This window comes from Photobacterium sp. GB-210, assembly GCF_003026075.1.
In the GTDB taxonomy this organism is placed as follows: domain Bacteria; phylum Pseudomonadota; class Gammaproteobacteria; order Enterobacterales; family Vibrionaceae; genus Photobacterium.
In genome coordinates this window covers 22,446-38,451 of the sequence record NZ_PYNU01000004.1, presented here as the reverse complement: position 1 = coordinate 38,451, position 16,006 = coordinate 22,446, and the positions used below count along the sequence as shown (strand labels likewise).

The following is a 16,006-nucleotide window of genomic DNA, read 5'->3' as shown; positions in this document are numbered from 1 at the left end:
TCATATTCCCTGGTTATGTGATTGCAAATACAACCGCATGTAATCCGCAAACACAAGAAGTTAGACGATTACGTAATTGTTGATAATACTCATCTTGATGAACAGAGTTAAACTTCACCTCGGCGATACGAATGCAAATGAATCCCAGCATTAATGCAACAAGAGCCCAAGTGTAGTGATCTGTAGAATGTAATAGCGAAAACCAAGCGAGTAGCGCAAAAAAGTTACTCAAGAGTAAAGCAAACCGACTGGTTGAATTTTCCTTGTGATTCAGGCTGTTTCCCCACATAACACCAGAAAGAAAACTAAGAATAATGGCACTGTAACTGACGAAAATGAGCAAAGCGGAAGTGTTAAAAATACGTATCTCAAGGCTGATAGCGAGTGCACTTAGGGCAAAAGGAATAAGACCTAGATAGCCAAGTGTGTGGGAGGGTAATCGAGTGATAGTGTTCATATTACCTAGTCGTCATTGATTGATTAACTTAATACGCTTAAAAATAGGAATCTGATCAATGGGGGTTACATATTGATGAAAAGCGGGGATAATACTGCGCTCGCTGTAGGTATATGATTGGTATATACCTATGTGTAGCGATGCTGGTGTCACTTTCAACTTCTAGGATATTAACTATGCGTGCTTTCGTATTAAGAGCCCGTTCTGCACCCACCGACAGTAAAATGCTATTAGCATCTGTGGGTCAAGATGCTCACACTGAAATTTTGGCTCACGTTTTAATGAATGCTATTTTTGTGGCGCAGTCTCACCGCGAAGATATTATGGTGCATTTAGTGCTTGAAAGTACGCAAGACTTTTCTCGTACCATTAGCTTTAATTCAAATGATATTACTAATTTAACGGGTTTTCATGAGCAAGCATGGTTAGATAAGATTACTCATGCGCTTGATAAATCATTAGGCATGGGTAAAGAGCAATGTCGTAATGTAGAACCGGGGATCACAGTTCGTACGATCAGTTTTGAAAAGCTGATAGTTGAACTTGCTGAAGACTACCAATTATACATGTTAGATAAGAAAGGGGATTTTGTTCGCGATATTGAACTTGCTGCGAACCCTTGTTTCTTATTAACCGATCACATGCCAATGCCGAAGAAAAGTTATAATAGCTTAAAACGCTTAGGCGCACAGAAGATTAGCTTAGGTCCTAAGATGTTATTTGCTTCTCAATGCATCGTATTAATTCATAATGAGTTAGATTTAACGCTATAACGTGTTCTAACTGTTTCTTTTATTAAAGCCGTAGCAGCGATTGTTACGGCTTTTTTGTTACATTAATGTTGTGATTTTTGTTATATAGCTCTACTGAAGATTTTAGTTTAGTGACGTGTTTTTAACATAACCTTATGAATACTTAGTTTTTTTCAAAATTGATGCTTTGTTAGAACTAAAAATGGAATGATGTTTGTTTACTGCTTGTAAATGGAATAATCTATTTCTAGTGAAGCAATGATTAAATGTCTAAAACTATGAAAAGTAAGATACTAAATATGGGGTAAGAATATGCTTGAGCTTAGAGAAGTTCAGTGTATTTTCATTCTTAAATACCCTAGGTATAAACACACCCATAAGAATGACAACCGTTAGCTAAACGGGCCTTTTTACAGGAATCAATATGCAATTATCCTCTCAGCCTAAAGGGCTTTTTCACCTCATCGCAATACAAATGTGGGAATTTTTTAGCTACTACGGCATGCGTTCGCTATTAATTCTATTTTTAACCCAAAAACTCTTAATGTCAGATGAACATGCTTATGCTCTATATGGTGCATATACATCTTTAGTTTATGTGACACCCATTTTAGGGGGTTATTTAGCAGACCGTTATTTGGGTAATTACTGGGCTGTTGTTATTGGTGGCTCACTGATGGTTGCTGGCCACATTGTATTAAGTATTCCGAGTAACGATCATACGACCTTGTATTCTGCGTTAGCATTAATTATTTGTGGTTATGGCTTTTTTAAAACTAACTCAAGCTGTTTATTGGGTGAGTTATATAAAGGTCATGAAAGCGCACGTGAATCAGGATTTTCTATATCCTATATAGGCGGTAACATTGGTTCTGCTTTAGCGCCAATTTTCTGTGGGTATGCTGCAAGCCGTTGGGGATGGCATGTGGGCTTTGCTCTTGCAGGTATTGGTATGTTTATTGGCTTAATCATTTTTAGTACGGGCCGTAAAAACTTTGCCCATGTACAAAAAGCCAATAAAGCGGCGTTAACACAAAAAACAGCAGGTATTAGTCACTGGTTCTTAATCATTCTCGGTGTCGTTGCTGCCGCGATAGGTCTTGTATTTGTACTTAAAGATTTATTAGCCGGTTACATTCTTGCCGTGATCCTTGCATTTTCAGCACTACAAATGCTGCGTTTATACCGTAAGAGTGATGCTGAAGATCGCAAGAAACTTCACTCAATTATGTACTTTATGATTTTTGGTATGGTGTTTTGGGCATTTGATCAGCAAGGTGGCAGTTCAATCAGCTTATTCATCGAGCGTAATATTGATACTGATATTTTTGGTTACCATATTCCAACAGCTTTCTTCCAATCGGTGAATCCTGTAGCCGTTATTGTGGGTGGTGCTGCGGTGACATGGTTGTGGAAAGTATTATCGACACGTCAGATCTCTGTTCGTACATTAACTAAATTAAACATGGGTTTGTTTCTCTTAACTGCGGGCTTTAGTTTGATTACGTTGTCTTCTAAGTTAGCAATGGCAACAGGTCATACAACATTCCTATGGCTATTTATTGGTTTGTTTTTCATTGGTATTGCTGAGCTATTTATTGACCCTGTCGCGTTAGCTGCAATTACGCGTATGAATCCGCAAGGAGCAACAGGTACGGTTGCGGGTATTTACATGTTAATGGGTGGTTCGGTAGCAAACTATTTAGCAGCAAACATTGCTGAGTTAACATCAACCAATACACCAAAAGGTGATGCCATTGATTTAATTACTTCTGCTGCGCAATATCACCACGTATTCCAGTCTATTTTAATAGTGACGGTTGTGGTACTGGTGATGGGATTATTGGTGAATTTTAAAAACCGTAATCAGCCAGAATTTGATTAACGACTAATTACATTTTCAGCCAGTATTATTACCTTTCTTGTTAATAATACTGGCTTTTTTATTGCCTAAATTTCTTGACAGCAAGAATAAAAATCGATCGTTATGCCTATTCGTATCGTAAATGAAGAGTCGATAAAAAATAAGGCATATAATTTATGGCGGTAAAAGCTCTTTATTGGTTTACCAATGATCTACGTTTACACGATAACCCTATACTTCATCAAGCTTACGAGTATTGTGACAACTTGCTGTGTATTTATTTTATGGAGCCACAAAAGCAGCAATTTAATCGTTATCAACTTGTCTCGGTGGGAGCCATTCGCCATCGCTTCCTGCTGCAATCGCTACAAGCACTGCAATCTAATTTAGCCACATTGGGTCAGCGTTTATTAGTGATGCAAGCCGATCCTATGGTTTTTATGCCTAAATTAATAGAACAATACGGTATTAACCTTATCTATCGGAGTCGTCACTGCGGCTGGTATGAACAACAGCAATGGCATTACCTAAAACAATGTTACCCCCATTTTCAATTTGTAGAAGTTGATACGCATACGTTGTATTCACAAAATCAACTGCCGTTTCCTCTTTCAGATATGCCAAATAGATTTTCAAAATTTCGTAAACAGATAGAGCAAAGCGTCACTGTTTTTTCGTCCCTACCTGTGCCTGATTATTTACCGCCACAACCCAATGTATATTGTTCTGGATATTTAGATATTCGAAATGTTCCCATTTTAGATAATGATCAGGTGGAGTGGCATGGTGGTGAAAATGCAGCAATGATGCATTTACAGCAATACTTTTCTTCTCGTTTACCGTCTAGTTATAAAGAGACGCGTAATGCCATAGAGGGTTGGGATAACTCAACCAAATTTTCACCGTGGTTAGCGTGTGGTGCACTATCCGCCAAAATGATTATGGCTACCTTGCTAGATTATGAAAAATACAAAGAGAAAAATTCATCAACCTACTGGATCTTCTTTGAGTTGTTATGGCGTGAGTTTTTTCAATGGCATGCGCATGCTGTTGGGCGAGATCTGTATCGTTTCAGTGGCGTGCAAAATAAACGTTTATTAAGCAGTTTTTATCCAACTCGTTTTAAACAATGGTGTGAGGGCTCAACACCATATCCTATTGTTAATGCGTTTATGAAACAGTTAAACCAAACGGGCTATATGTCTAATCGTGGGCGCCAAATAGTTGCAAGTTGTTTGGTTAATGAGCTATCCGTTGATTGGCGCTACGGTGCAGCTTATTTTGAACAACAGCTGATTGATCATGATGTCGCGGCAAACTGGGGCAATTGGCAATATATTGCAGGGGTGGGAACAGACAGTCGTGAAAAACGTTGGTTTGACTTAGAAAAACAAACACGAATATTTGATCCTAATCAGCATTTTATTCGCCATTGGCGAGGGGATGAAAACCTTAACGCCTTAGACAGCGTAAATATTGATGATTGGCCAATGAGTGGTAGAGGATAATCATGCAATCGCGCTATACAACTCTTCGTTTTATTTTAGGCGATCAACTCAATGCGAGTCATCATTGGTATCAACAACCCAATGAACATGTGCTGTATGTTATTGCAGAGCTAAAGCAAGAAACCAACTATGTTACTCACCACCATCAAAAGATCTGTGCATTTTTTGCTGCGATGGAAAATTTCGCGATTGCGCTACAACAAGCAGGACATGAGGTTTTACATTTAACATTAGACGATACTCATACCTATCATGATTTACCTGATTTAATTATTTCACTTTGTCAGCAATATCATTGCCAAGCATTTGAATATCAACAACCAGACGAATACCGATTATCGCAACAGTTAGCAACATTAAAGATTCCTGATGTAACCGTTCAAGCATGTGATAGCGAGCATTTCTTACTGACATTGGCCGAACTTGAGCAGTATATAACACCAAACAAACATCACCGTATGGAGCATTTTTATCGCGCTATGCGGAAACGATTTGATGTATTAATGGTTGAAGGAAAGCCTCAAGGTGGTAAATGGAATTATGATGGCGCAAATCGAAATAAATTAAAGGCTGTTGATATTGAAGCGATTCCTCAACCGTTAATGTTTAGTAATGATGTTAGTGTTATTTCTAAACGACTCGAAAAACACGATATCAACACAATCGGTCAATCTTGTGAGCAGCTACTTTGGCCAACAAACCGTAAACAATCACTAGCGCTACTGAGTTATTTTTGCCGTGATTTATTGCCTTTTTTTGGACGCTTTCAAGATGCAATGACCACCAAAAGTGAGTCGGCATGGAGCTTATACCATTCTCGTTTATCTTTTGCTTTGAATGCGAAAATGTTGCATCCCATGCAAGTGATCCAAGCGGCTATTGATGCTTACTCTCAGCCAGATTCAAAAATTGATATTGCCCAAGTTGAAGGGTTTGTTCGCCAGATACTAGGCTGGCGTGAATTTATTCGTGCTATTTATTGGGTCAATATGCCCCATTACGGAAAAGAGAATACGCTAGAAGCTAGCGCTTCGTTACCTGATTTTTTCTGGGATGCAAAAACCAATATGCAGTGTATGCGTCATGCGATTAAACAGTCGCTTGATTATAGCTACGCTCATCATATTCAGCGTTTAATGGTCACGGGTAATTTTTGTTTATTAACGGGGATTGCGCCGAGTGAAGTCGAACAGTGGTATTTAGGTATTTATATTGATGCGGTTGAGTGGGTAGAAAAGCCCAACACGCTAGGTATGGCGCTGTTTGCAGATGGTGGTGTGGTTGCAACAAAGCCTTATGCTTCAAGTGGGGCATACATTAATAAAATGAGCGATTATTGCTCATCATGCCAGTATGAGGTTAAAAAGAAAACAGGGCTGAATGCTTGTCCATTTAATAGTTTATATTGGCGTTTTATGGATAAACATAGAGGGTTATTAGCAAACAATCCTCGTGTAGGTATGCTATTTAGTCATTGGGATAAATTAGATGATAATGAGCAATCTGTTATTGTAGAGCAAGCCGAGTATTATTTACGCCATATTAATTCACTATAAAGAAAAGGCGTGTTTAATCGCCAGTAATGACGTTGTTACACATCATCGTAAGATAAGGTTTAAGCATGAAAGATCCACATCAGTATTCAAAAGTGCCTAAAGGGCGATTATCACGACTATCGAAATTAGGCTCACTGGCGTCAAGAGTCGCAACGGGCATGGTTGCTGAAGGGGTGAAACAGTTAGCGTCAGGACATCGTCCTAAAGCCAGTGAGTTGCTCTTAACGCCGAAAAATGCTCAACGTGTGGCTGATCAATTAGCACAGTTACGTGGTGCTGCGATGAAAGTAGGTCAACTTTTATCGATGGATGCTGGTGATTTACTCCCGAAAGAATTAACTGAACTGCTATCTCGTTTGCAAGCTGATGCTAAACCTATGCCTATTAGCCAATTGAATCATGTGCTCATTGCTAACTGGGGGGAAGATTGGCAAGACAAATTTGCTCAGTTTTCGTTTTACCCTGTTGCTGCAGCATCAATAGGACAAGTTCATAGAGCAAAAACCAAAGACGGTCGAGATATTGCTTTAAAGATACAGTATCCAGGTATTGGAGAAAGTATTGATAGCGATGTACATAATGTTTCAACCTTACTAAATGTATCAGGATTGATCCCTAAGTCTATTGATGTGTCAGAGTTATTAGACGAGGCGAAAAAACAGTTACATGCCGAAGCTAATTATCAGAAAGAAGCACAATATCTTAAACAGTTTCGCCAGTTACTTTCTGATGATGCCCGCTTTTTGATCCCTGATATATACGATGATTTAACATGTGAAACGATCCTTGCGATGAGTTTTGTCGAAGGCATAGAAATAGAGCAACTGGCTAAGCAACCCCAAGCGGTACGTGATGAGGTGATGGCATTAGCCTTTACCTTATTGTTCAAAGAAGTGTTTGAATTTCGATTGGTGCAAACCGACCCGAATTTTGCTAACTATCGTTATAACCTCACAACGAATCAGTTTATCTTGCTTGATTTCGGCGCCACGCGTGAATATCCCGAGCACGTCTCTGAAGGCTATCGCCAATTGATGACTGGTGCGGTGAAAAATGATCGGGGATCTATGCTTAACGCGTTAAAACAAATAGGCTTTTTCCATCAGCACATTGAAGATGTCGCACAACAAGCAGTCGTGAATTTGTGTGTAGAAGCTTGTGAGCCATTAGCCTTTGATGGTGTGTATGATTTTGGTGCAACAGATATGGGGAAACGCATTCGCGATGCCGGTAGTGCCTTGAGTATGAATAGTGGTTATTGGCATACACCGCCCGCAGATGCTATTTTTTTACACCGTAAATTGGGTGGTTTATATTTGTTGGCAGCCAAGCTTAAAGCAAGAGTGAATGTTCATGCGTTATTTAAGCCTTATATGAGGTAATGTTGAATAACGAGTTAAATACTCTCTGATAATATTAACTTGTATAATCACATAAAACCTAAAGTTCAAGCTGTTAATGTTTAGAAATTAGAGCGTATATTTTTACAATCAAATATTGATCGTTTTTTATTAGACATTAGACCCCTATTTGATAGTATGCCTTGCGATATTTGTATGATGAATATGCATCAAAGTATGCAGTAATCTTGAGAGAGTAACATGACAGGTAAGCATGTATCTTATGCGGTACAAAATTATGACGCATTGTCCCATAAGCCTCAGGACGTATCTAAGATAGCACTTGTCACTGAAGGTGGAGGCCAAAGAGGGATTTTCACCGCAGGGGTATTGGATTCATTTTTAGATCAGGATTTTAATCCGTTCTCACTAATGATTGGTACGTCTGCAGGATCGCTTAATTTAGCGTCTTATATCTGTGGTCAAAAGAAACATGCTTTTAAGGTGATCACAGAAGCAACAACGAATCACCATTTCTTTGACGTATATCGTTTTTTGTTTGGTCGTGAAGGGCTTGATCTTGATTGGTTAATGCAGCAAACCCAGACACGCTTTGAGCTTGATTGGCATCAAGGCCGACAGAATATGCGTAATCGAACTGTACTCGCATCAGCAAGTAATACGGTGAGTCATCAAGCGGCGTATTTTAATTTAAATACGGATAATTGGTCTTTGGCATTAAAAGCTTCATGCGCGATCCCTGTTTTAAATCGACAACCCATTTACTCACAAAATGAATATTGGGTTGATGGTGGCTTATCTGCCCCCATTCCTGTTCAAGAAGCTTATGAGCGCGGTTATCGTCATATTGTGGTGATCCGCACTGTGCCTATTGATACATCATTTGATCATTGTTGGATGAGTAATATTCGTCGTGCGTTAGGCCAATCAAAAGCCGCAGGTATGATTGAGATGTTGTTAGAGCACGAAGATAACTATAGAAAAACACAAGAGTTTCTTAGTAATCCACCTGATGATGTTACTATTTATGAGATTCATCCGCAAAAAGCACTAAAATCAAAAATGATTGGTAGTGATATGCCATCTTTAGAAGAAGATTATAGGCTTGGTTATCAATCAGGTAAGTATTTTTTAAACACTGTGGGTCGTTATATTGATATTGATGAACCTCATTGTAATGCATCCCATTTAGTGGGAGAAGAAGTCAGCGATTTATGTAAGTTTGTATAATAATTATAAGAAGTTGTCATGGTTAAACAAAATTGTGAGAGGGATTTTGTTACCAAGGAGTCGGTTTTTACACAATTAATGGCGAGTGAAGTCCATTATATGTGGCAGAAGAGGGAGCAAGGCGAATTTAAAGGTGTTGATGGAATACCGATCCGATGGATAAGTATTCGACATCCTCAAAATGAACGTTGTGTGGTCATTGTTAATGGGCGTAATGAGAGCTTCTGGAAATATCAGGAGTTATGTTATGAGTTATCTCGTAAAGGTTATGACGTGTATGCCTACGATCATCGCGGTCAAGGCGCATCAGGACGATTAACTAACGATAGTGAACTTGGACATGTGATTTGTTTTGATGATTATGTGTCAGATCTTCATTCATTTATTACAAATGTCGTTGGAAAACAAACATACAGACAACGGTTTTTATTAGCTCATTCAATGGGTGGTGCGGTAGCAACCTTATATTTAGAGCATTATCAGACTCATTTTAATGCCGTTGTTCTTAATGCACCTATGTTTGGTATCAATCTTCCTGTCCCCCTTAAATTAGTCGCATCTTCAATCGCTAAAATTATCGAGCATTATCAAACACAGCCGTCTTATGTGTTTGGATATAAGCCGTATCACGAAGCACCTTTTGAAAAAAATGATCAATGCCAAAGTCAAATACGTTACGTTTGGGCGAAGCATTTGTATCAGTGCCACCCAGAACTGCGTGTTGGTGGTCCTAGTGCACGATGGGTATGGCAAGCATTAGCTGCCGCGAAAAGCTGTATTCGGGATGTGGAACATATCCATACGCCCATTTTATTGTTGCAGGCAGGCGACGATACCGTTGTAGATAATAATTCTCATCATCTTTTTTACGCAAAATGTGCAGAGTGTGAAATGAAAGTGATCCCACATGCTCGACATGAATTGTTAATGGAAAAAGATTGCTTACGTAATCAGGCATTAGACGATACGTTAGACTTTTTTGAGACTTACAGTTAATGATTTTATGCTATTCATGCGTAAGATAAATAAAGAGCCCAGCATAACGATGAGATTATGCTGGGCTTTGTTATTTTTTAAAGAGAGTAATACTATTTACTGACAAATAAACCAAGAACGTGCATCTGCTTCAATTACCGCTTCTTTATACCAAGGTAGTGGATCAATTTCAGGTGCAATACGAATATCGCCTTTTAACTTTTCAGTCGCTAATACACTAACGCGGTTGTCATTTACACTTTGGATTTTACCTTTGTAGGTCACACCATAAGCTTCGTCTTTGGTCTTCTTATACATACACACAGTTTCACCTACGTGTGTCGCAATAAAGCCGGTTTCTTCAGTCCAAGGTTCTTGTTCCGGTGCAGGTGTTTCTTTCTCATTAAACAGTGCTGCTTGAGATTGGTTTGATGGGACAATTTTTCTATGTACAGAATAGGGTTGATAACCAAGAAGTTTAGCGCCATCAATCCAAGCGGCTTCATTGACGTCTTTATTTTCAATGACACGCATTGTAACAAATGGCCCTGTAGGACAAACATCAGCCCATAGATCTGTTGACGTAATTCGTGCTGAGAAAATAGGTGTTTCATCAGGCGTATTAGGGTGACTCACACACCAGGCATCAGTATCTTGGTTGATCATGGTGCCAGAGTTAGCTTTACATGTTTTTTTTGCTAATTGATAAAATTGATCAATATCTTGTTTCGCTTGTTCGGCACTTGCAGAGCAGTAACGATAACTTAGAGAGAAGGTTTCTTTAGGGTAAAACATACCTTTATCAACAACTGTACCTTGGCTACGTGTTGCATCAGAAGTCATAAATTGGCTAGCTATCGTTTTGAAACTTTTTTCAACTTTTGGAGCTGGCGGCGGTGGTGTTGATGAACAACCCGCAACGGTAGCAATAAGACTTGCTAGTGATACTCGGGTTAAAAGGGTTTTGCGCATTCTTGCCCCCAGAAATACTCTTCGTATATATAAATAAAAAGATAGAATTAATTATTAAGTGTATAGGGGACAACAGAACGTGTGAGGAATCAAGAAAATATTCTGTAAAATAAAATGTATTTGTTATTTTTCAATTGGTTAAGTTAAAAATAAATTACATTTTTATTTCTTTATGATTTTTAACAAAAAAATGCCCACAAATTTTCATTTGTAGGCACATTGCTGAGGCGATAGATTAACCGGCGAAAGTATTCATTAGTGTTTGTGAAGGTACAAAGTAGTGAGTACCTGTTTTTGCTTCCACAAAATCCAGTAAGCGATCGTAGTTACCATTTTCATCAGCATAAATCATTTGCTTCAATGAGATATCTAGAATTTCAGGTGAGGCGGCAAACCCGACAAACATAGTGCCATGTTCCATAGCATTACCAAATGGACGGTTCTGACGTAGCATTTTAATTTCTTGGTCATCAATAATAACTTTACTCTTATTATTGTGCGCCCAAGCGGGTTTTTGATCATCATCAAGTTCAATATCATCAAGCTTGGTACGACCAATAACTTGCTCTTGGTATTCTGTGGTTTGTTTATCCCATAAGCCTTGACGATCTACATAGCGTTGTACGGTTAAGTAAGTCCCGCCTTGATGGATATCACGGTCATTATCAACTAATACGGCATTAAAACGAGCTTCATTTTTTGGGTTTTCAGTTCCATCAACAAAGTCGATCATGTCGCGGTTGTCTAGATATTTAAAGCCTTGAATATCTTCAATTAAATTAGCGACAGGTTGAAGCGCTGCGGCAATGTATTTCGCAGCTTGAAAATTAATATCCATACGTTCAGATTTTATCATGATGAAAATATCTCCCGGTGTACTTGGGAAACTACGTTCGCCGTCAGTCATAGCAATGAAATCATGCAATAAAGATGGCGCTTGAACATCAGGAAAAACGGTAGGCCAACCTTTATTTGAAATACCAATGGTTAAAGAAAGGTTGGCTGAAGGATCTTTTTGCGCGATGGATTTTTCAATAATTTGAATTTTGGCAAAGATTTTTGTTACGTCATCATTTTCAATATTTTCTTTGAAAATAAAGGTGAGGTATTCAGCGAAAGTATTAGGGTTAGAAATAGCACCAGGTTGTGCAAGTTCAGATAATTGAGTATTCATAATAAAAACCTTTAAATTTTTTTATTACGCTACGCTTTTTATACTCATAACTATAGTATGAATAATGTAATGTTAAATTACTAAATGTGAGTGTGTAAAGTGCGACATAACATACTGACAGAAAACAGTTATTTTTTTTATCATAAGCTTAAATCAAAAATGTTGACGCATTTTATTGATAAATAGATATACACAAAATGTTGTTATATTCATGCCTTATTAATTAAAGCTTATATATAAATAGCTTGGGTCAAATATGTCTAAATATTAAACGTTTTTTATTTGCCAAGAACTTCTATTACTACGCTTGTTATTCGTTATTGACTAGTCATTTTCAGTTGTTTTTGTAATTTTATTACATGAACATCGATTTGATCACAAAGTTAAATTTATCAGCTTAACTCCTCTAATTACCTCTGATACTAAGTAAATCATAATGACACAGGTTACTTTAGGAGGTTGTTGTGTCTATTAACTCTATCGATTTTTCAGAAATTTCTTCCGTATCATCTAAGTGGGATCACAAGGATGAGTCGGCAACCAATATTGCTGAGAGTAAAAAACAACAAGCGGCAGCAAGACGACGTATAGAGCTTCTCCGTGATATTCAAGCGAGCGGGCTTACCATTGCCGAAGCCCGTGAGTTAGGGTTATTACATTAATTACCAGTTAAGTTATTAACGCTAATCGTATTGTGACATTGTCACTGTAGTTGTGGGAGTTCCAGAATAAGCAGTGTAATCATAATTAACTAATAATAAGTGACACTGAATGGGATGCGATGTTTGCATCCCATTTGTATGCGTTCGATATAATAGTTTTTTATCAATCTTTTTTGCGACATTCGGCTTTTGATAGTTTTAGGCTATTGCTCTAATAAGTTGAATCATATTGCTTTTTTATCTGTAAGCGTTACAGTAAATACAGATAAAGTTTAAAGATGGATGATAATAATGACTACAATCACAACACGCTGTCCACACTGTAAAGCACTGAACCGTTTACCTTCTGAGCGCGTAAATGATGAAGCAAGCTGCGGCTCATGTAAGGAAAAATTATTCGACGGCATGCCAATTGAAGGTACTAGCGATAATTTCTCTACACTATTAGAAAGTGATAAGCCTGTCGTTGTTGATTTCTGGGCACCGTGGTGTAATCCATGCGTAGGATTTGCTCCTGTATTTTCAGACGTATCTCAAGAGCGTGATGGCCAAATACGTTGTGTGAAGATTGATACTGAAGCACAACAAGCACTCGCTGCTCAATATCGTATCCGTAGTATTCCAACAATCATGGTGTTTAAAGAAGGCAAGATGGTTGATATGCTAAATGGCGCAATGCCGAAATCGCATTTCGACCAATGGCTAAATGAAGCACTTACAAAGTAAACATTGCTCACTAATAATATATTCCCAAAAGCCGAACATTTATCGTGTTCGGCTTTTTTGTTATCAATTGAGTGCGCTGTACGATAAATCAACAGTTATGCGTTAAAGGATTTATATAAGGTATTATTTGCTTATATAGTATTCACTTGGCCTTGAAGTATGCTAATTATGAAAAATGATATTGTTATTGTGAGCAAGATCTCTATATACTCTCGCCTCGGTCAGAACAGTTAAGTTCAGCCACCTTATTTTACAAGCTGTCACCAGGGATAAGTGAACGACCCACGGAGTTGGACCGGCGTTATTTGTAGCTTGTTAATTTAGGTGACTCGTATGTTGTATTATTGGGCGAACACATTCATATTTTTAGCGTTGTATTACGTTAATCCTACCTTTTTTACTTTTTCCCCAAAAGTAATTGTTACTCAATGGCAGCAAACAGCAATACCTTCATTATTCGACACCCATTTAAAAAACAGCAGGACGAAATAATGCAGTTGTTAATTACATTAGCCGGTATCGTAGTACTGGTTCTATGCGCAGTGGCGCTTTCTGATAATAGAAAGGCGATCAATTGGAGAACCGTTGGCGGTGCTTTATTCTTACAAGCGAGCTTTGCCGCTCTTGTACTATATGTGCCCATTGGTCAGAAGATGCTAGGTGCAATGAGTGACGGTGTAGCTGGTCTTCTTAGTTTCGCTGATGTTGGTATCAATTTCGTCTTCGGTGATTTAGCTAATATCCAAAAAAGCGGTTTTGTTTTTGCTATTCGTGTTCTTCCTCTTGTTATATTCATCAGTGCTTTAATTTCTCTCCTTTATTACTTCGGTATAATGCAATGGGTAATTAAAGTTTTAGGTGGTGGTATCCAAAAACTATTAGGCACCAGTCGCGCAGAGTCTTTGGTTGCGACAGGTAATATCTTCCTTTCTCAAGGTGAGTCTCCTCTTCTTATTCGTCCATTCCTTGCAAAAATGACACGCTCTGAACTTTTCGTGGTAATGACATGTGGTATGGCGTCAGTTGCGGGTTCTGTATTAGGTGGCTATGCAGGATTAGGTGTTGAACTTAAGTATCTGATTGCAGCAAGTTTTATGGCGGCACCCGGTGGTTTACTAATGGCTAAAATTCTTGTACCAGAACAAGAAACGCCAATGGAACAAACTGAGGTCGAAATGGCAAAAAGTGAGCACAGTAATGCTATTGATGCATTAGCTGCTGGTGCAATGAACGGTATGAAAGTAGCTGTTGCGATTGGTACTATGCTTATTGCTTTTGTTAGTGTGATCGCAATGGCGAATGCTGGCCTTGAAGGGGTAGGGCATTGGTTAGCAAGCATTACGGCAACGATTGGTCTTGATTCGGTATCGCATTGGTTCGCTACAACGCCACTAACTATGCAAGCTATTTTGGGATATATTTTCTCGCCACTTGCTTTTGTTATCGGTGTACCGGCGACAGAAATGATGAAAGCAGGTACTTTTATTGGTGAGAAGCTAATTCTAAATGAATTTGTTGCCTTTATGGACTTCGCAGCGGTTAAACAAACGTTATCTGAACATACCCAAGTGATCATCACTTTCGCATTATGTGGTTTTGCGAATATTGGTTCTATTGCTATTCAAATTGGTTCAATTGGTGTTATGGCACCTGAGCGTCGTGGTGATGTTGCAAAATTAGGTATTAAAGCCGTTTTAGCGGCAACATTAGCTAACTTAATGAGTGCGGCGCTTGCTGGTATTTTTATCGGATTATAAGCGTTATTAACAGCATAAAAATTTATAGCCGTAGAGTTTGCTTTGCGGTTTTTTAATACGTGCTTTTCAATAAATATCCATATCTTATTGTTATTTAATACTTATTAGTATCAGTAACAAAGATGGAAACTATTTGATTTTAGCGCTAGAAATTAAAATATAACAAGATTTTGTGAATAATTTCCTTGTCACCATGAGTATCGACGCTTATCATTGCAATGACCTTATTTTTGTTCACTATTTTTAGGTATTATGTTTCTGACCTTTGTTCGTTTTTTGATATTAAGTATTTGCTTAGGGGCTGCGTCATTAGCTTCGGCATCTACACATATCAACGAAAATGTTCAACAGTATGTCGTGCATAATACAGTTAATCAATGCAATGAAATGGTTGTGCAATCGCAGCCTGTCAATCTTAATGCGGATGTTGCACCACTTAATTGTAATGAAAATCAAATAGTTAAACATTCTTCTGGTAATGAACACCAATTAATACAAAGCAATAACAGTATTGGTTTACCTGTTTCTGTTAATAATTCAAAATTTGTCTGGAATTTCCCAATTTCTAAGCCAAATAAAAGCAGTGATAAGAATAAGCAACATCGTATTGAATTTAGCGATTACAATATTGCTTTAGGGACATCGAGCCGTTTATTAAATGCGCTTCATCTTAACCCTGAAGAAGTCTCGCCTGAATATCGATTAGCATTTGAGCTTCCTATCCTTGTTGCTGTACCACTTACCCTCGGTTATCAAGAGCCTCTGTCACCAACGGTTGAGTGGATACTCAAAATTAAATCATCTTCATCACGTATTTCAGGTTGGAAAGATACAAATCTGATCTACTCTCAATATGGCGAACAACTACAAGTTGTCTAAAATATTATTTATTAGTTGAAAATTACGATTCAGCTAATAGTAATAGCCTTTCAAAATATATTAATAATTGTCTGATTATTAAGTTCTATTTATCGTATCTGTAATTATATTGATCCTTTAAAAGTGGTCATAT

The 16,006-nt window shown here is 38.0% G+C and carries 14 protein-coding genes; 11 read left to right on the top strand and 3 right to left on the bottom strand.

Features of this window, described 5'->3' with window-relative positions:
• Window positions 1-13: 13 nt before the first annotated feature.
• Window positions 14-457 (bottom strand): DUF3429 domain-containing protein, encoded by a 444-nt coding sequence (locus C9J38_RS08420; protein WP_107206679.1) that lies wholly within the window; start codon window positions 455-457, stop codon window positions 14-16.
• A gap of 176 nt (window positions 458-633) precedes the next feature.
• Here C9J38_RS08420 and trmY point away from each other — a divergent pair, with 176 nt between their 5' ends.
• The 7 genes from trmY (at window position 634) to C9J38_RS08385 (ending at window position 9,724) form a co-directional block, all read left to right on the top strand.
• A complete protein-coding gene (gene trmY, locus C9J38_RS08415) occupies window positions 634-1,230 on the top strand; it encodes a tRNA (pseudouridine(54)-N(1))-methyltransferase TrmY (RefSeq protein WP_107206678.1) in 597 nt (198 codons plus the stop codon).
• A 403-nt stretch (window positions 1,231-1,633) separates the two neighbouring features.
• Window positions 1,634-3,094: a peptide MFS transporter gene (locus C9J38_RS08410; protein WP_107206677.1), complete on the top strand. Its 1,461-nt coding sequence runs from the start codon at window positions 1,634-1,636 to the stop codon at window positions 3,092-3,094.
• A 155-nt stretch (window positions 3,095-3,249) separates the two neighbouring features.
• Window positions 3,250-4,581: a DASH family cryptochrome gene (locus C9J38_RS08405; protein ID WP_107206676.1), complete on the top strand. Its 1,332-nt coding sequence runs from the start codon at window positions 3,250-3,252 to the stop codon at window positions 4,579-4,581.
• Window positions 4,582-4,583: 2 nt separating this feature from the next.
• On the top strand, window positions 4,584-6,137 hold the full coding sequence (locus tag C9J38_RS08400; protein ID WP_199189216.1) for a cryptochrome/photolyase family protein: 1,554 nt from the start codon (window positions 4,584-4,586) through the stop codon (window positions 6,135-6,137).
• Window positions 6,138-6,202: 65 nt separating this feature from the next.
• Window positions 6,203-7,519: an AarF/ABC1/UbiB kinase family protein gene (locus tag C9J38_RS08395; protein WP_107206674.1), complete on the top strand. Its 1,317-nt coding sequence runs from the start codon at window positions 6,203-6,205 to the stop codon at window positions 7,517-7,519.
• A 219-nt stretch (window positions 7,520-7,738) separates the two neighbouring features.
• Window positions 7,739-8,728 carry a patatin family protein gene (locus C9J38_RS08390; RefSeq protein WP_107206673.1) on the top strand — a complete coding sequence of 330 codons (990 nt, stop codon included), beginning with the start codon at window positions 7,739-7,741 and terminating at the stop codon, window positions 8,726-8,728.
• A 78-nt stretch (window positions 8,729-8,806) separates the two neighbouring features.
• Window positions 8,807-9,724: an alpha/beta fold hydrolase gene (locus C9J38_RS08385; RefSeq protein WP_107206672.1), complete on the top strand. Its 918-nt coding sequence runs from the start codon at window positions 8,807-8,809 to the stop codon at window positions 9,722-9,724.
• Window positions 9,725-9,820: 96 nt separating this feature from the next.
• On the opposite strand, the gene C9J38_RS08380 is transcribed toward C9J38_RS08385, so the two are convergent.
• Both C9J38_RS08380 and C9J38_RS08375 read right to left on the bottom strand, forming a co-directional pair.
• Window positions 9,821-10,675, bottom strand: coding sequence for a hypothetical protein (locus C9J38_RS08380; RefSeq protein ID WP_107206671.1), 855 nt, complete (start codon window positions 10,673-10,675; stop codon window positions 9,821-9,823).
• 235 nt (window positions 10,676-10,910) lie between these two features.
• A complete protein-coding gene (locus C9J38_RS08375; RefSeq protein ID WP_107206670.1) occupies window positions 10,911-11,849 on the bottom strand; it encodes a Dyp-type peroxidase in 939 nt (312 codons plus the stop codon).
• A 464-nt stretch (window positions 11,850-12,313) separates the two neighbouring features.
• On the opposite strand from C9J38_RS08375, the gene C9J38_RS08370 reads away from it, so the two are divergent.
• The 4 genes from C9J38_RS08370 (at window position 12,314) to C9J38_RS08355 (ending at window position 15,873) form a co-directional block, all read left to right on the top strand.
• Window positions 12,314-12,511: a hypothetical protein gene (locus C9J38_RS08370; RefSeq protein WP_107206669.1), complete on the top strand. Its 198-nt coding sequence runs from the start codon at window positions 12,314-12,316 to the stop codon at window positions 12,509-12,511.
• Between the two features lie 291 nt (window positions 12,512-12,802).
• On the top strand, window positions 12,803-13,237 hold the full coding sequence (gene trxC, locus C9J38_RS08365; protein ID WP_107206668.1) for a thioredoxin TrxC: 435 nt from the start codon (window positions 12,803-12,805) through the stop codon (window positions 13,235-13,237).
• 491 nt (window positions 13,238-13,728) lie between these two features.
• Window positions 13,729-14,994, top strand: coding sequence for a NupC/NupG family nucleoside CNT transporter (locus tag C9J38_RS08360; RefSeq protein WP_107206667.1), 1,266 nt, complete (start codon window positions 13,729-13,731; stop codon window positions 14,992-14,994).
• 252 nt (window positions 14,995-15,246) lie between these two features.
• The gene (locus C9J38_RS08355; protein WP_107206666.1) at window positions 15,247-15,873 is read left to right on the top strand and encodes a hypothetical protein; all 627 of its coding nucleotides are present in this window, start codon (window positions 15,247-15,249) and stop codon (window positions 15,871-15,873) included.
• Window positions 15,874-16,006 lie beyond the last annotated feature (133 nt).